We start from the raw sequence: 18218 nt of genomic DNA, 5'->3' as shown, positions 1-18218 counted from the left end.
TTGAACTTATTTCTAAACATTTTCAAGATAAATTTGTCTAAAGAACTCATCCAAACCCCATTCCATGACAACAACTAATTTTATTAAAACATGTTTTCTATTCTTGGTATTTTTTACACTAAGCGTTTTGAGAGTAGAGGCCCACAGACCAAATCAGAATTACATTTACTTGAGTATATATGAGGGTCAAATGGATTGTCGGGTAGAATTGAAGAAGTCTGATATAAAAGAAGTTTTTAACTATGATTTTGCTCATGGAGCTATTCCAGATAAAAATAACCCAAAGGTTCAAGCAATCATAAAGTACCTTACAGATCATTTACAATTCAATTCGGTAAATGGAGATCACGCGCTCACTTTTACTGAACTAGGTCTCTTGCAATTAAAAGATGACGATTTCCTTCTATTTAATTTTAAGGTTGAAAATATGGACACTGTACCCTCTGAACTTGAGGTATATGATCAGATTTTTGTGGAAGAGTTAAGTAGTCATGAGTCATTACTACATATTGAAAGAAATTGGAAAACAGGGGTTTTAGCTAATGAATCCCTTCCTTCCTTGATTTTTGGCACCTCCAACCCAAACCAAACGCTGGATATAGAAGAAGGCTCGGTATTGACTGGCTTTTTGGCAATGGTAAAATCCGGTGTTTATCACATTTGGATCGGGTTAGACCACATTCTTTTTCTAATTGCTCTGCTGATTCCATCGGTTATTGTCTACAGGCCAAAAGATCCAAAAAGACGCTGGCTTGGCATCAAATACACGGATTTTGAACCTGAAAAAAGTTTTAAGATTGCTCTAATTTCAGTAGTTAAAATCATCACCATTTTCACTTTGGCTCATTCCGTAACGCTCAGTTTAGCCGCTTTAGAACTCGTTAATTTGCCATCCAGATTAGTGGAATCTATCATCGCTATATCTATAGGTATGGCAGCATTTCACAATATTGTTCCCTTTCTGAATAAAAAGGAATGGTTGATCATCTTGATCTTCGGCTTATTTCATGGTTTCGGATTTGCATCAGTTTTGGCTGAGCAGTCCAGAGGAGGGGAGTACCTGGTTTATTCATTGGTAGGTTTTAATATTGGTGTAGAATTAGGTCAGTTAGCAATAATTCTAATTGCATTTCCGATCCTATTCTTATTGAGCAGGGTTAAACTTTACTACATCATTGTAGTAGGATTCTCACTCTTGCTAATCGCAATTTCTACCTACTGGATTATTGAGAGAGCTTTCGGCTATGACATGAAAATCCATACTTGGTTACTCGAAAAAGGAATCCTTTAGTAGTTTAGAATATGGAGGGGAATTCGGATGATCTGTTAGATCAGTGGCTCAATTTAAACGAGCAAAACCTTGAAGAAGAGTTATCGGAAGAGGAGCGAATCCCTAAAGCTCCTCTTTCTGACTATTATCCGCTGTCCATAGCTCAGCGTAGGCTTTTCTTTGTTTATCAGAAAAATCCTGAAAGTGCTGTTTACAATTATTCTGAAATCTGGTATTTTCAGGATGGATCTTTCGATCAGGCCAACTTTATTTCAGCTTTGGGAGACCTAGTTGAAAAGCATCAGGTTTTAGCTAGTAATTATGTGATTTTCCAAGAAGAACCAGCAATGGTATTTCGAAGGGGAAAGAAATTCAGCTTGGAAATATCTGATGAAATTAAGAATGATTTGGATGCCAAAAAATGGCTTAAGAGTTTAGCTAACAAGCCTTTTCGTTTGGAAACTGATTCACTTATCCGAGTTGCTGTTTGCCAATTAGAGAACGGTGATTTTACTATAGGTATGACCTTTCATCATATCATCATTGATGCATGGTCGATGGGAATCTTAAGGGAAGATTTTGCCAAATTATATAAGCATAAATCACTTGAATCTGAAGTACCAGAATTTCAATACAAGGATTACACAGTTTGGCAAAAAGAACTTCAAAAAGAAACAGGCAACCAAGTTTCATCTGAGCCTTTCAATGAATCATTTTTGGAGTTGCCACTCGATTATCCAAGACCAGCAAATCCTAGTTATGAAGGGAAGTTGTCCAGATTTTCGCTTCCGGATAGATTAAGTCCTAAAGTTGGAAAGACACTCAAATCACTTCAAACAACTGATTTCAATCTCTTTCTTGCCTGTTTTCAAATTCTTTTAGGAAGATATGGAAAAAGTGATGCTGTAAATGTGGGTATTCCTGTCTTAAATAGAGACAAAGAAGAGTTCAAATCCATGGTTGGCTATTTTGTAGATACACAAGTAATTAGTGGTAGTTTGGAGTCGAAAAAATCATTTAAGGATCTTTTAAATGAAGTAAAAAAAGACGTTCTCGGAGCTATCTCATCTCAAAAGAAAAGCTATGAGGAATTGCTCATTTCATCCAAAGAACGAAAGGATCAAAGTTACAATCCGCTTTTTCAAGCCATGTTTGTAGGCCATTCGGCAGGAGAGAATCCTTTTCGGAACAATGGAATTCCTGTAGATTTTGAAGTGCTGGATTTAGATGTGTCCAAATTTGATTTGACACTTCATCACTTTGGATTGAATAAAGGGACTTACCAAATTGGAATAGAATATAGTACTGATTTGTTTAGTTCATCCTTTGCAGAAAGGCTTGCTTCCCATTTTACAACACTTTTGGAAGAAATTTGCGATAATCCTGACCAGGAATTAAAACGCTATTCTTTACTATCAGAGGAAGAAAGAGTTTTCCTCACTTCAGGGTTAAGTCATGCCTTTCATCCTGAAATTAATGGAAATGTAATAACCGAAATTCTCCAAATCCTGTCAGCTAAGAAGGATCAAACAGCGGTAGTTTGTGGTACTGACCGGCTGACCTATGGAGAGTTAGATCATAGAAGTTCTGCAATAGCATTTGAACTTAAAAAGCATGCTATAGCCCAAGATCAACCCATAGGAATTTACATGGAACGCTCTGTGGATTTTGTTGTTTCTATTCTCGCAATACTGAAATTTGGCAGGCCATATTTGCCTTTGGATCCTGAATATCCAGATCAACGAATTCTTCAATATCTACAGGAGTCAGGAGCAAAATATGTCCTTACGCATCGTGGATTATTACACTCCAAAGTTTCGCTCAAAAAAGAGTTCGAATCAATAGAAATAGATTCACTTGATTATAACTATACTAATGACTTTCAGTTAGATAAAGAATCGAATAGTTCGCGAAATGCTTACCTAATTTTCACTTCTGGAAGTACAAATAAGCCTAAAGGTGTACTAGTTAGTCATGATAATTTATTCTCTTCTGTAGCTGCTAGGAAAGCGTATTACAAAGCGTCCCCAAGTTCATTTTTACTTTTGTCTTCTTTTTCTTTTGATAGCTCGGTGGCAGGAATTTTCTGGTCATTGTGTACAGGAGGGAAATTGGTTATTACTCAGGATAATGAAACCTTAAATACAGCAGCACTTTCGTCGATTATCAGTAGGGAAGAGGTCAGCCATACCTTAATGTTGCCTTCGCTTTATCAAGCACTTTTGCAGGGTAGGGACAGTGACAGAAAGGAACTCCAAGTTGTAATCTTAGCAGGTGAGGAGTTTCCAAACGAGTTAATCGCACTGCACTTTGCAAAGCACCCTACCATCCGTCTTTTTAATGAATATGGGCCTACCGAAGGGACGGTTTGGTGTACCGTTCAGGAAGTGATGGAAGGGGATTCATTTCATCGAGTTCCCATAGGTTTAGCAAGCAATAACACCTTAGCCTACATATTGGATGAAAATCAGGAATTGGTACCTACTGGCATTCCGGGCGAACTCTGTATTGCTGGTGCGGGACTTGTCAAAGGCTACCTAGCTGAGGCTGACTCTGTCGGAAAATTTACAGTAAATAGCTTTTCTGATGAATGGAGCAAGATTTATCGAACCGGAGATTTAGTGCGAATTCAGGAAAATGGATGGATAGAATACCTAGGAAGATTAGATAATCAGATTAAAATCCGAGGACACAGAGTTGAACTGACCGAGATTCAAGAGTTAGCTAGTCGCTTTCCCGGTATAGTTTCATCAATATCATTTGTCACAGATGGGAGCAACCAACAAATCGTTTTAGCCTATAAATCAAGCGAAAATATCCTTGAGGAGGAATTTGAGAATTTCCTTCGTCAAAATTTACCAAGGTTCATGGTGCCTGATATTCTTCTACCAATGGAGGATTTTCCGCTATTGCCAAACGGTAAGATTGATTTAAAAGCGCTATCTGAAACTGCATTATCCAAACCAAAAACAATAACTACTACTTTTAAACATCCTTCTACATATTTGGAACGTCAGATTGCTGGTATTTGGGCGGATGTTATGGGAGTAGATGAAATTCCCGTCAATCGTGATTTCAATGAGCTTGGAGGGAATTCTCTCCAAAGTATTCGGATCATCGCCAGATGCAGAGATATTGGGATTAAAGTAACTCCAGCACAGTTTCTTCGCTATTCTACGGTTGAAACCCTGGTGAAATCTCTTCACCATGAAGAATACTTAAGGCCTCAAAACATGCTTGAGTTGGAGGTTTTGAAAGTTTGGGAGAAGTTTCTTGGCCAAAAATTGATAGGTGTTAGGGATAGTTTTGAAAAAAATGGAGGTTCTAGATTTGAATGGACTAGGGTAGAAGAGGAGATTAATTCAAGGTACAACTTCTCAAAACCCATCAAAATGACAGACTCAATTCGGGAGATTTCATCAAAAGTTGATGGTGAAAAAAACGTAATTGAATTAGATTTAAAACCGATAAACAGAGTGATTCCTATTAAAACAGTAGGAACTAAGAAACCACTTTTCTGCATTCATAGTGAATTTTATTATGAAACCGTTTATAGTCAATTGACCAGGCATTTGCCTGCAGAATATCCTGTTTACGGTATTTTATCTGTTAGTCCTGAGTTGGTGAAGGAATCTGTTCCCAAAAATATTGCTGAAATAGCTAGCCTTGGACTTAAAGAAATTAGGATGATTCAAGGCGCCGGACCATATAGAATCTTATCCTATTCCATAGGAAATGTGGTTGCGTTTGAGTTGGCTAAACAACTGCTTGAGGCAGGGGATCAGGTCAACTTGATTATGATAGACCCTCCGCTGTTTTTTGATAAATCAAGAACTTTTGGCAAAGGTGGCTATCGAAAGATTTTCACCTATTTGGACTACTTTAAGAAACCCGCAGTGTTACTTCAAAAAGTGCTGAAGAAAATTAATAAAGGTTCAAAACAGCCTTCATTAATTAAGGATACAGGCCTTTTGCAAAAATATATTCTTGCATATAAGCCAGAAAAAATCGAATGTGATACGCTAATTATTACCACACCTAGGGAATTTAAGCATACGTTTGGGTGGGAACCCTTGGTAAATATTGTGGATAAAGAAGAAATATTGGGACCACATTTGAAGCTGATGCGTGAACCTTACACAGGTCAGCTAAATGAAGCAATCGCAAGAAATCTAAGAAAGTGGGATGATGAATAAGCTGCAATCCATCAGATTATGAAAGTAGACTTATGGCTTGCGAAGCTTGATGAATTAACAGATGTAGACGAAAGTCTATTATCTGATGAAGAGCAAATCCGTGCTGATCGTTTTATTCATCAAAATTTTAAAGATCATTTTATAAAGCGCAGAAGTATACTTCGTCAGTTACTTTCTAAGTATTTAGCTGTCAAACCCAATGAGATAGTTATAAACCAAACAAAACTTGGGAAACCATACGTGGCCAATACTGATGAAAAAATCTTTTTCAATACATCATATTCTAAAGATCATGTATTGTATGGTTTTTCTAAAGATGCTGAGATTGGTGTTGATATAGAATTTTTAGACGCTGAGATTGAAGCAGAGTTAATTTCAAATCATTTTTTTGGTTCTGATGAAATATCCTTGATCCGTAGCTCAGTAGGAAAAACTAAATCAGAAGCATTTTTTAGATTATGGTGCATCAAAGAAGCGTACATCAAACTAGTTGGTAAAGGATTAACATTTCCCTTGGATCAAGTTCTTGTGACAAACACTATGAATAAGCCATTTCTTACCGTTCCATCACATACTGATTCAAATAGAACTGAAATTTTGGAATGCAGATTTTTAGATGTTGTTCCAAACTTTGGAATTGGGGTGGTGGTACATGGAAAAGAGCTGGAGATTCAGTATCGAGAATATACGTTTGAAGGTTAGCTTAATTCTTTATTTAACATAATATAAATTATGTAACAAATAGTACTAACATCATTTTAATCCCGCCATATTAACCTTTATACCATTCATAGAATCTAGACACACAAATTCTGCGTAAGATTCTATAAAACTGAACAAGTTTGAAGATACTTTGTTATCCTATTAAACTAAAACCATTAATCATGAAAACATTAAATTATTTATTTGCCCTAGCGCTTTTATTTACAGTTGCTTGTAGCGGCGAAAAAACTTCCACTGAAGAAGTTGAAGTTGTAGAAGTTGAAGAAGTAGTTGCGGAGCAGCCAAAAGACATAGTGACTTTAGCTCTTGAGAATGAATCCTTGACGACGCTTGTTGCAGCGCTTAAAGCAGGTGGGCTTGTTGAAACATTACAAGGTGCAGGACCTTTTACTGTATTTGCCCCTACTAACGAGGCATTTGCAGCGTTGCCGGAAGGAACTGTTGAAGACTTGTTAAAGCCAGAAAACAAAGACAAATTGGTTGCAATCTTAACATACCACGTTGTTCCTGGTAAGGTTATTTCTACAGATCTTACTGACGGAATGAAGGCTTCCACTGTTAATGGTCAAGATATTACGATCACTACAACAGACGGTGCTAAAGTGAATGGCGCGACTGTAATAGCAGCAGATGTAGATGCATCAAATGGAGTAGTTCACCTTGTGGACGCAGTATTATTACCTCCTGCCATGTAACAGTACTAAATGCATAATAGTTGAAAAGCCTCATTTTGAGGCTTTTTTAGTTTCTATCATGAAAGTACTTCAAATCCTACCATAGTAAAATCATCATTGAAACTACTTTGTCCACTGAATTTGAGACAAAATAACTTTATGTCTTTCAGGAGCTCATCAATTGGAAGTTTAGAGTTTTTGATTAAGAATGTTGTGAATTCCTCCCTTTTCATCATCACATCTTCGCTATCCCAAACCTCAAGAATTGCATCTGTGTAAAGTAAAACTTTGTCTCCAGTTTCCAGCTTAACTATTGATTCTGAATAGCTTACCGTTTCTTTGCTAAAAGCGCCAACAAGAGGACTCAAAGACGTCAGGGGAATAACTTCTCTGGTATTAGCTCTGATCACATAACCTTCTGGATGACCAGCTTGTGTATATTTTAAAAGCTGAGTATTTGAATCATAGACGGCATAAAACATTGTAATAAAAGAACCTCGCGGCATTTTATTATAGAGTTTCTCGTTTGTCTCTGTGACTACTTTGGCTGTGGAGCTAGTCTGAAGTGCAATGTTTTTGAAAGCAAAGGAAGTCATAAAAGTGAGCAAAGCAGCCTGGATTCCATGACCTGTGACATCAGCGATCAATACTCCAAAAATCCCTTTTTCAATTTCAAGAATATCATAAAAATCTCCGCCAATTTGATCCATGGGTTCAAAAACCGAAGCAAAACTAAGTTTATTGGTAGAGGGTAAGATTGATGGAAGTATGAAATTCTGGACTCTCCTAGCCTCCTCCAGTTCAAAGTTGATTTTATCCTGGAACAAAGCTAACTCCTTATTGGCTGACTTAAGATTTTTCTGTGTTTCCCTCAGCTCAGTGATATCTGACTGAACTCCAACATAATGAGTGGTCACTCCATTTTTATCCTTAAGTGGAGTAATAGAAAGTCTGTTCCAAAATGCAGTTCCATCTTTCTTATAATTAAGGAGTTCTACTGTTGCCTGTTCACCTTTTTTGATGGCTCTTCTCAGAATATCTACCGTAGTTTGATCTGTCTCTTCACCCTGCAGGAAACGGCAATTTTTGCCGATGACATCGTCTTTTGAATATCCAGTTAATCTTTCGAAACCTTCATTAACAAAAACAAGAGGTCTATCTATTTGGTCCATAGAGCTGATAGTAATCCCTTCATTTGCCGTATTTGTTGCCTTGATCAACAAATCTTCAAATTCTTTATACGACGATACTATTTCTTTTGGGCTCATTCCAATCTCAAACAAAAAGTGCTTGTAGTATTCACTAATCTCAATTCTAAACTAAGAATCGCTAGCTTCAAACCAAAGCAATCTTACTTGAACAGGATAAATATTTTGATGGAGGTTAGCTCAAATTCCCTTAAATTTTAGTAGGCTTTTATCGTCCATAACAAAAAAAATCAACTTGTTTGTTGGTTAATCAAGGCCTTAAATTCTTCACATTTCTCTTGAGTCAAAGGCTTTGTAAAGAACCCGTGTACCGTATCAAAAGATTTGGCCGTACTCTTATCTACCTCACTGATTGAAGAAGTCAACATGGCTACTTTTAACAAATTTTTTAACTTATATTTTTCAACCAACTTCAAAAATTCCCAACCGTTAATCTTCGGCATATTGACATCCAAAAGAATCCAAAAAAGACATTGATCCTGATCAGATTTTGCTTGTTTCAGTAGCTTCAATGCATCCTCAGCCTCTGTAAATGCAATAATTTCTTCTACCAATTCTTTTATACAATGGTCTGAAAGATATTTCTTAGCTATTAAAAGAGAAATTCGATCATCATCAATTAATAAAAGTTTAATTTTCATAATTAAGTAATTCTAAGGGTACAACGGTTCCGTTGTCATTCTCATTCTATATATCTACGCTACCCCAAGCCTCCATCGGCCTTAATTATTTTGACAGCAAGCTGAGTCAATTTATCAAATTGACCGGATGGTTCAGCATCTAGGTTTGATTAGAAGAAATACTAAACATTTTCATACTCAGTTATCAAGTGACAAAAAAAGTATTAAAGATGAACAAGTTAAATAGAACTTTGAGAAATGTTGACTATTCAACCAATGACTTTAGGAAAATTATAGTCAAAGGTTTCTCAAGAAACCCAACTACATGTCTATGTAAGTCTGGGTATTTGTAAATCCAATAGTTCAACTGAAAATGCCACGTTTATCATCTTTTCATTCTTTTAAATAACTTCAATTCGATCCCAATAAATGATCCCCTATTTTTGATTTCCCATAAGTATTCTTTCAAATCCCCTCCTTTTTTATGGAAGGAATTAGTTTCGAAAACTCAATTATTTTTGCACTTCTCCTTTAACCAACATCTATGTTTTTATCTATTGCCTCTGAGATCAGTACCACTTCATGGATTCTTAGTTTTTTAGCTGCATTTGTCATCGGATTGTCCAAAGCTGGTATCAAAGGAATAGCCATTATCAATGTGACCTTCATGGCCATTGCCTTTGAAGCCAAGCAGTCAACAGGTATCGTCTTACCGCTTTTAGTGGTGGCAGATGTTTTTGCTGTCATCTATTACAATCGCCATACCCAGTGGAAATACGTGGTTAAATTTCTCCCTTGGATGATTTTGGGGATAATTCTGGGCAGTTGGATTGGTATGGATCTTCCCGAGCAAATCTTTAAAATTGCAATGGCCATCATTATCTTCCTAGTCTTGGGTATTATCGTTTGGTGGGATCAGAAAAAAGTAGAAAAAGTCCCAACTCATTGGGCTTTTGCAAGTGGAGTTGGGACTCTGGCAGGATTCACGACTATGGTTGGAAACTTGGCTGGTCCAATATCTAACATTTATTTTTTAGCGATGAGACTTCCCAAAAACCACTTTATTGGCACCGCTGCCTGGCTTTTCCTGATTATTAACGTGTTTAAATTACCCTTTCATTTCTTTATCTGGCATACTATTTCAGAGGAAACGCTCCTACTGGATCTGAAATTGATTCCAGCAATTATCTTAGGATTTGTACTGGGAATTAAACTAATAAAGATGATCGATGAAGTCTTTTTCAGAAAGATGATATTGGTATTGACAGCTTTGGGAGCGATAATAATTCTGTTTAAATAGCCGGTTCTACCTTAGCCCATCAGTAATGCGTATGATTGACCACCTTGTGCTTTAGATAGTTAAGATCTTCTTTTTTATCCTTAGATACTTGAGGATTTTTAGCGCCAAAAACACGAAGCGTTCTCCCGTCTAGCGTTATTACCTCTTCAGCCCCATCTCCGGTAAAGTCAAACATATGAAAGACAGGGTCTGGAAAATATAAATCTCCTTTTCCCTCCTCATTGATAAAAAATTTGAACCAAAACAATTGATCTTGACCATTACCCAGCCAGTCGCCTTTTACAAAGTCAGGATTACCATTAATTGGCTTCTGTGGCCATTTGAAAAGCATTTCCCCTTCTTTGGAAAACCAATATAATTGGCTCCATAAATATTGCTCTCCAGCTTGTCGGTTGCCATAGGTTCGAGCTCCAACTACCACCTGAGGCTCGCTTTGGCCTTTTAGAAAATTTCCAGATTCTATCTGCTGGGAATGTTCCGCGATATTTTGCCAGATTATTTCACCCGTCAACCCCTCATACATAAAGACTCCAGTCTCACTATTGGCAGTTAAAATGTCTCTTTTCCCATCTCCGTTTATGTCGGCAAACTTGTAATTATCTGCATGGTCATGGTTGTCTCCTAGTAAATCAAAACGGTTCCAAAGTTCCTTTCCATCTGAATCAAGTAAAAGTGATCCTACCAATACCTCATCCATTCCATCTTCATTCAAATCAACCGGGTAGACGTAATGACCTAAATTGTCTTTTTTTCGGTTTTCGGTATGATTCCAAAGCCGAGTGAGCTTGCTATCATATGCATCTACCCTGATGGTTCCACCCATATCGGTGAACACCACGACTTCATTTGGATCTCCAGCAGTGAGTTTACCTATTGCTAATCGAAAGTTATTATATACGTGCGGTAAGGGGTTTGTAGGCCATTCGGTCTGCCTGATCACTTCACCTGATTGACCATCCGCTATCACCAACCATTCCTTCTCACCAGTCATTCTCCAATGCACCAGTTCGGCTTTTCCATCCTGATCGAAATCCCAAATCACACCTGGAGCTTCAAACTCTGAGCGTTCCCGACGGTATTCTTCTGGTGCTTCCCAAGTCCAGAGTTCCTTTCCATTCTGATCAAAGGCATGTGCTGAATAGTCCCTTGTGAACACAACAAAATCTGTCAGATTATCCCCGTTGAGATCTCCAAATTTCACGGAGTTTGAGGCAGGTATAGAATATTCCTTCAGCAGCTTTACATCTGGATTAAGTTCAAATTGTTTGAGTTCCTTCTCTTCCAAACTAGGAGCTTTGGTAAAAGCCAACACATCAAATGCAGCACCAGCGTTTATTCTGGTAATCTTGACGACATTTTTTCCTTCCAGAAGCTTGAACCTTTCCCCCTGCTTCCAGGTCATGAGGGAATCATTGCCGAAAATCGATGTGGTGACCTGATCATTGACGGCAACCTTAAAAGAGCTGTTCGGTTTGCCCTTACTCCGCACAAAAAGATAGTAATCACCTGCCTGTGCAACAGTGATATGAGTCAGAAGATTGCTCAGAGAATTAAGTACAATCGCAGTATTATTAAATACCCATTCTTCCCTCAAAGCCCAAGAATTGGCGATGATGTCCCCTTTGGGAAGTTCGTACAAAAAGTCAGAAGCCGGAACAATGATCGTATCAGTCTTGATGTCCTTTTCACCGATGAATAAATGATCTCGATCATTTGCATTTACCTTAAATGGTAGCAGCAATAAAAAAGTGGTAATAAATAAAAGATTGAGTTTGATCATTTTGGGGCAGATAATTAGCTGAAAATGAAAGATATTAAAAATAAATAGGGATATCTAAGGTTGATGTTATCAGGCTAATGCCTTTATGGAGCTGAGCTGCTTTATAGATTTGATATATTGGACATCGCTCAAATGGGTGATATTTTGATAAGAGATTCTCATTGCCATTTTTCCACATTCAACCCTGTCACCAACAAGCTATCCAGCACGGAGCCTAATGAATTTGTGATTTTTCTAACAATGGGTTGCAACCATGGTGATTAATGGTTTGACTAAATCGTTGTCTTGCCATGTGACTAAAAATTACTGTTTCTCTGGAGTTTTTAAACAGTCTTATCTATCAATAAATTAAAAGCTGTTCAGAATTCTTTAAACCCTTCATTCCTGAGCGATAATAATAAGGCTAAAACCAAAAAGCAAAAAACTACCAAGTGAAAACACCCGGTAGCCTTGATAAAATCTAAACCTTGATAAGTTAATGCTGAATACTTCTGTCCTCAATCTCCCGTATTCCTGCTCTTTATCTAATTCTTCTTCGCTGCTTCTCCCACGCCAATAAATGGAATTGCACCTGCACCAGTAACTTCAGGCAAAATACCATTCCATTTCTCAATAGCTTTTAGATTAGCTTCAATTTTTCTCAACTCAATCAAATCCGGAGAAATATTCATCTTCTGTAATCTTAAAGCTTCTGCTTCTGCAGTTGCTGCGGCGATGGTTTGCTCCGCTTCCACCTTGATCCTGTCCAGGTCACGCTTAGCTTTCAGCGCATTCTGCTCTGCCGTTTGCTTTGCTTCAATTGCATCTGTGAAGGTCTGAGAAAAGCTGAAATTGATAATTGAGAAGGCATCTACGGCTATTTTTGACTCCAATAATCGAGTGGTCAAAGCCTCTCTCATTTCCGAACTTACGGCAGGTCTCTTGGTAATTAATTCTTCAGCAGTGTAGCGTGCAGAAACAGCTTTCATCACTTCCTGAATGGCTGGATCAATGATTCTATCCTTAAACTGAACTCCAATCGTCTGATAGACCAAATTCGCATCCTCAGGAATTACATGATAATTTAAAGCTACAGACATATCTACATCCTGAAGATCTGAAGAGGAAGAAGCGGCATCTGTCGTTACCTTTTGGATTTTCACATCCATGATCTCTATAGTCTGAACGATCGGGATTTTAAAGTGAATTCCCTCACTTAAAACCTTGTCCTGAACAGCTCCAAAATTCAAAACTATTCCTCTTTCCCCTGCTCCAATTTGCACCCACGGCTTCAGGATAAATAGAATAACTACCAGTATCCCGACAATAACTAATTTCCTCATAGGACCCTTTTCCAATACACTATTAAATTGACTCATATTTTGATTATTCATGTTTTGTTGTTTTGCAGCACAGGTATAGATTAGTCCATACCTCACTAGAAGGCTTAATATCCACCCATTCTTTCAGATTTCAGAATTAAACCTGATAAGATTCCTTTTCGAAGAGCTAAATAAAATTTGGTTTTGCCCTGTTCGGAATGATTTCCTGAGATATTATGCATGAAATTGAAACTGCCTTGGGGTAAAAGTGTTCAGCCAAAAAGGCTAGCCTTTGCAACGCAAATCTCTAACGCTCAAATCGCTTGAAGAAGGAATTCTCGTTCCAGGTAGGTCGGGCAGTTGTCGTATTGATCAGGTAACTATTCATAAACTGCAGCTCCACGTAGGTTTTGGCTCCATCGAAATTAAAGCTCTCTCCCAATTCATCAGATGGCCTATGGTAAAGGTCATTCATCAAAAACTTAATTGCCGAATCCAGACCCGTTTCTGAATCCTTGCTTTTTATACCGAATTTCATCCGTAAGGCCGGGATTCCTGCCAACACAAAGTTGTAATTATCACTTCTCACAAAGCGAACTTCCTCAGGAAGATGATCTTCATCTATAGTAAGATTTAGCAAGCTGGTAGTTCGCCGAACTATACTCATTATACTACTTTGCTCTGCTCCTAGTGGTTCTACAGATACCAATGGACCAACCATCATGGGCATGTCTGCATTTACATTGGCAATGATGCTATTTGCAGGGACAACAGGATTTTCTGCCAAGTACTTTGAGCCTAAAAGTCCCATTTCTTCTGCAGTCAGGATGGCAAAAATAGATGATCGCTTCGGTTTGGAAGGCAACTCACTGTACAGTCTTGCGATCTCGAGCATCGCACTGACACCTGAGGCATTATCATGCGCACCATTGTAAATCGAATCTCCATTCACCGGCTTTCCTATACCTACATGGTCTAAATGCGCCGTATGAATAACATATTCATCCTTCAACTCACTTCCTTCCAACACTCCCACCACGTTGGCACTTTCGATCTCTGTGTATCTGCTTACTGCTTTTCCCCTGAAAACAAGCTCCTTAGCGGGCTGTGATAATTTTCCTGACTCATAGTCAAGCAAGATAGAATCAACTTCATTGTCTGTGATACTTCTAAGATATTCCCAGTCGAAAAAGCCTCCAAACTGCAAATTTCCAAAGACAGCTCTACCGGAATACACGCCGTCGGAAAGTTTAACATTGACGATTCCGCTTGTAGATACACGTTCATAGGTACTTGAGAAATTTCCCCTACCACTTGGGGTGTTTGTAAACATAATCCCAGCCGCACCTTTTTGGGACAGGGTTTCAATCTTCGTATTGGTATTGCTGAAGTGAGCCCGTTCAGTCGCTGGTAAAGCATCCGGACCTCCAGTAAATACAACTACCACCTTCCCGGCTACCTCTAGATTTTCGAAGTCATTGTATCCAAACTGAGGTGCCTCGATTCCGTATCCTGCCATGACCAGTTCTCCTTCAAATTCCACTTCTGGTACTGATGCATTTCCACTAAAAAAGTACTCGGTTCCTACAGTCACGGTATCAGAATTATTCAATAGTAAATACGACGCAGGTTCATCGATAATGGCCGTGCGAAGCATCATCTTTTGAAAATACGTGCTACCTTCCTTGTCTCCCAGAGGGGCAATACCCATGGATTTATATTGCTCGACCACATAGTTCATGGCTATGTCATATTCAGGTGTACCCGGAAGTCGCCCTCGCAGGCTATCATCAGCCAACACCGCAATATGATGCTTGATCAGCTCCTGATCTACGAGATCTGCATAAGCCAATAAAGCTTCATCATCTAAAACTACAGGACTACAGCTGGCACATATGGCTACAAGTGAGGTCAGAAATAATGTTTTTTTCATGGAGGTGGAGGTATAGTAGATCTTTAAATTTGATGCATTAAGATAAGGTTAAAAGTGGAATGAATAGGTAAAGAATGATTAGACCCGTTTCTTGCAAACCTCTTACTTTTTGGGATTTACCTTCCAGAATCATTATGATCCTAATTTCTAATTCCATTGAACTTCTTTTTGCGTATTTTTTCTCCAAATCTCTTGCTCTGAAGTAAAAGGAAAACGTGGTTTCATAGAAAAACAGCTTGAAAAACTGACAAATTACACACTTGAATTCTGGGTAAATCTGTCATTTTTTCAGAAAAAAGTGACAAAATATATTCTTCAGATCAGATGGCATATAACTTGTTTTTTTACTCCCGAATCGCGGTTCAATTTATTAATTTCTTGATTCAGTAATCCTCCAAGGTTAGCAACTGGATTACCTATCAAGACAGTTTATTTGTTTAATCCTTAAAACGTAAAAGCAATGAACACATTAATGAAAAGAAACGGTTATAGCCCAGTTACAAGCTTATTTGATGACTTCCCAACTGGTGGTTTTTTTAATTGGCTGGATTCAGCCGGGATTGGCAGAAGCAACAGCCAAAATACACTTCCTAGTGTGAATATTCTGGAAACGGATAGTGATTTCAAGGTCGAAATGGCTGTGCCTGGTATGAAAAAAGAAGACTTCAGAGTAGAGCTTGATAATAATACGCTGACCATTCAAGCTGAAGCTTCGACAACATCTGAAAATCATGACGAGTCAGCAAGCTACGCACGCAAAGAGTTCAGCTATCAATCATTTAGGCGCTCATTCTATTTGCCTAATACTGTAGAAAATGACAAGATTGAAGCGACTTATCAAGACGGAGTACTTCGATTGATTATTCCAAAGCGCGAGGAAGCTAAGAAGAAGCCCGTTAAGACCATTCAAATTTCTTAAAATTTACCAGGCAACCTCAACTGAGGTTGCCTTCACTTGTTTTAAATCTTATTTCTGAACCTGAGGAAGATTTTTCACTAACAAAAATTTAAGAAAAATGGAAAAAGGATCATTTCTTAACTATTACAAAACTATCCTTGAAAAAGTAAGCTTTGACTCCAGTTTGTTGGAAAAGGAATATAAAAAAGCGCAAGCACTGCTCGATGGGTCAGAATCACAAGAGTTGGATTATTGGCTAAATAGTAGCGGATTAGTTCATAAAATCAGATGTTTTTCTTCCAATAATACCGGGGGAAATAGGTCAGTGGATTAGATGTCAACTATTTGCCTCAAACATTTTCCACCAGTATATCTAACCTATATACTATAACTCTAAATGTTAGAAAATGCTTAAACCCCAGTTTAGATTTTTCTAAGAACTGGGGCTTTCAAGCTGTCGCTTCGTTGAATACTTTTTAATTTTCTGCTACACGCTAGTAAAAACCTCCCCCCTCCCTACTTGATTTTTTGAGAAAATAAAGAACCAAGCAATCCAATGCGGATACTCACTTCGTAGCTAAAAATGCAACCAAACAATTTGGAAGCATTAATCAGAATCAATTTTAACTAACCTCAATGATTATGAATTATTCAAAACATCTCTTTGGAGGGATTTTATTACTCTTTTCAGCTATTCTTTTTAGCTGTAACGACGACGACAATGAACCCATGCCTATGCCAATGCCAACTGGCATGACCACAACATTCGATTTAGCATCCGTTTCCAACCCAGGTATTTCCGGTAAGGCGGAGTTTATCGAAAATGACGATAACACGACGACAATCAACTTGATGCTCTCAGGCACGCCGTCAGGTGGTATGCATCCAGCCCACATTCACTTTAATACTGCTGCAGAAGGTGGCGATATTGCACTGACTCTAGGTACTGTAATAGGCGGCACAGGAATGAGCTCCGTGACAGTCAATACCTTGGATGATGGCTCTGCTATCTCCTATTCCCAATTGATAAACTTCGATGGCTACATCAATGTGCACGCTTCAGCATCAGATCTTAGCACGCTGGTTGCTCAGGGTGATATTGGAGAAAATGTGCTCACCGGTGAGTCTAAGACCTATGATTTAGGTACAAAAGATGTGGTTGGTATCTCTGGTACAGCTACATTCAGTCAGCGTAAAAATGATGAGACCTTGGTTAAAATCATGCTTAACGGTACTCCTGACGGTGGAATGCACCCAGGACACATCCATTTTAATACTGCTGCCGAAGGTGGTGGAATTGCAGTTACTTTCACCCCTGTAGATGGGACTTCTGGTATGAGTGTCACCAACATCGCAATGTTGGATGAAAATACTCCTATTACCTATGATGAATTGCTGGAATTTGACGGATATATAAATATTCACCTTTCGGTAGACGAATTGTCAACTTTAGTTGCTCAGGGCGACATAGGACAAAACGAATTAACAGGCGTAGAAAAGGTTTATGATTTAGGCGAAAAAGCTGTAGATGGAATCAGCGGTACTGCGACATTTAAAGAGCGTATGAACGGTGAAGCTTTGGCAATATTAGAATTAATGAATACCCCAGAAGATGAAATGCATCCTGCACATATTCACGCAAATACAGCTCTTCAAGGTGGTGGAATACTATTCACATTTAACCCAGTAAACGGAGCAACCGGAATGAGTCAAACGAATTTTGCCATGTTGGACGATGAGACGATGGTTGGATACGATGATCTGATGGATTTCAACGGATACATCAATGTACACCTTTCTGCAGATGCCTTATCTACCTTAGTTGCTCAGGGTGATATAGGACAAAATGAGTTGACTGGCGAATCTAAAATGTATGTTTTGGGTGAAAAAGATGTACCGGGAATCAGTGGAATGGTGACGTTCCAAGAAAGAGTAAATGGTACAACACTAGCAACTTTGGAAGTACAAAATACAATTCCAGGAAGCGAACATCCAGCTCACATTCATGAAAATACAGCAGCCATGGGCGGAGGTATTAAAGTAACCTTTACTCCGGTAGATGGTAATTCAGGAATGAGTATGACGAATATTGTTGCTTTAGATGATATGACAGCCATTACTTACGATCAGTTGTTGATGTACAACGGCTACGTAAATGTACATCTTTCTATGGCTGAACTTGGAGTAGTGGTAGCTCAGGGAAATATCGGAAGTAACGCAAACTAAGTTTAGTTGAGTTGATTAGAGTTGAAAGGCCCGGGTTTGATTGCCTGGGCTTTTTTATGGATAAAGGAATTTATGTTCGATTGGCCTCT

General features: G+C 38.4%; 13 protein-coding genes. 8 read left to right on the top strand and 5 right to left on the bottom strand.

Going from position 1 to position 18218, the window contains the following annotated elements; all coding sequences use genetic code 11:
- Window positions 1-64 precede the first annotated feature (64 nt).
- From LV83_RS07915 to LV83_RS07900, 4 genes are all read left to right on the top strand, one after another.
- Entirely contained in the window at window positions 65-1291 is a 1227-nt protein-coding gene (locus LV83_RS07915; protein ID WP_111611018.1) for a HupE/UreJ family protein, read from the top strand.
- An 11-nt stretch (window positions 1292-1302) separates the two neighbouring features.
- Window positions 1303-5466: a non-ribosomal peptide synthetase gene (locus LV83_RS07910; RefSeq protein ID WP_111611017.1), complete on the top strand. Its 4164-nt coding sequence runs from the start codon at window positions 1303-1305 to the stop codon at window positions 5464-5466.
- A gap of 18 nt (window positions 5467-5484) precedes the next feature.
- The gene (locus tag LV83_RS07905; protein ID WP_111611016.1) at window positions 5485-6168 is read left to right on the top strand and encodes a 4'-phosphopantetheinyl transferase family protein; all 684 of its coding nucleotides are present in this window, start codon (window positions 5485-5487) and stop codon (window positions 6166-6168) included.
- Between the two features lie 182 nt (window positions 6169-6350).
- Complete coding sequence (locus LV83_RS07900) at window positions 6351-6884, top strand: fasciclin domain-containing protein (protein ID WP_111611015.1); 534 nt, start codon at window positions 6351-6353, stop codon at window positions 6882-6884.
- Window positions 6885-6940: 56 nt separating this feature from the next.
- On the opposite strand, the gene LV83_RS07895 is transcribed toward LV83_RS07900, so the two are convergent.
- Complete coding sequence (locus LV83_RS07895; RefSeq protein ID WP_111611014.1) at window positions 6941-8131, bottom strand: PP2C family protein-serine/threonine phosphatase; 1191 nt, start codon at window positions 8129-8131, stop codon at window positions 6941-6943.
- Window positions 8132-8301: 170 nt separating this feature from the next.
- Complete coding sequence (locus tag LV83_RS07890) at window positions 8302-8712, bottom strand: response regulator (RefSeq protein ID WP_111611013.1); 411 nt, start codon at window positions 8710-8712, stop codon at window positions 8302-8304.
- A gap of 523 nt (window positions 8713-9235) precedes the next feature.
- Here LV83_RS07890 and LV83_RS07885 point away from each other — a divergent pair.
- Window positions 9236-9991, top strand: a complete 756-nt coding sequence (locus LV83_RS07885) for a sulfite exporter TauE/SafE family protein (protein WP_111611012.1) — start codon at window positions 9236-9238, stop codon at window positions 9989-9991.
- A 19-nt stretch (window positions 9992-10010) separates the two neighbouring features.
- Here LV83_RS07885 and LV83_RS07880 read toward each other — a convergent pair whose 3' ends face one another.
- From LV83_RS07880 to LV83_RS07870, 3 genes are all read right to left on the bottom strand, one after another.
- Window positions 10011-11771 carry a rhamnogalacturonan lyase family protein gene (locus tag LV83_RS07880; RefSeq protein ID WP_111611011.1) on the bottom strand — a complete coding sequence of 587 codons (1761 nt, stop codon included), beginning with the start codon at window positions 11769-11771 and terminating at the stop codon, window positions 10011-10013.
- Between the two features lie 524 nt (window positions 11772-12295).
- Window positions 12296-13144, bottom strand: a complete 849-nt coding sequence (locus tag LV83_RS07875) for a prohibitin family protein (RefSeq protein ID WP_111611010.1) — start codon at window positions 13142-13144, stop codon at window positions 12296-12298.
- 235 nt (window positions 13145-13379) lie between these two features.
- On the bottom strand, window positions 13380-15005 hold the full coding sequence (locus LV83_RS07870) for a M28 family peptidase (protein ID WP_111611009.1): 1626 nt from the start codon (window positions 15003-15005) through the stop codon (window positions 13380-13382).
- Between the two features lie 460 nt (window positions 15006-15465).
- On the opposite strand from LV83_RS07870, the gene LV83_RS07865 reads away from it, so the two are divergent.
- The 3 genes from LV83_RS07865 to LV83_RS07855 all read left to right on the top strand — a co-directional run bounded on the left by LV83_RS07865 (window position 15466) and on the right by LV83_RS07855 (window position 18129).
- Window positions 15466-15924 carry an Hsp20/alpha crystallin family protein gene (locus LV83_RS07865; RefSeq protein WP_111611008.1) on the top strand — a complete coding sequence of 153 codons (459 nt, stop codon included), beginning with the start codon at window positions 15466-15468 and terminating at the stop codon, window positions 15922-15924.
- A 97-nt stretch (window positions 15925-16021) separates the two neighbouring features.
- The gene (locus tag LV83_RS07860) at window positions 16022-16237 is read left to right on the top strand and encodes a hypothetical protein (protein WP_111611007.1); all 216 of its coding nucleotides are present in this window, start codon (window positions 16022-16024) and stop codon (window positions 16235-16237) included.
- Window positions 16238-16545: 308 nt separating this feature from the next.
- The gene (locus LV83_RS07855) at window positions 16546-18129 is read left to right on the top strand and encodes a CHRD domain-containing protein (RefSeq protein ID WP_111611266.1); all 1584 of its coding nucleotides are present in this window, start codon (window positions 16546-16548) and stop codon (window positions 18127-18129) included.
- The last annotated feature ends 89 nt before the right edge of the window (window positions 18130-18218 follow it).

It is taken from the genome of Algoriphagus yeomjeoni (assembly GCF_003259505.1).
Classification (GTDB): domain Bacteria; phylum Bacteroidota; class Bacteroidia; order Cytophagales; family Cyclobacteriaceae; genus Algoriphagus; species Algoriphagus yeomjeoni.
Note: the sequence above shows the minus strand (reverse complement) of the source record. Positions and strands in the feature narration are given on the sequence as shown.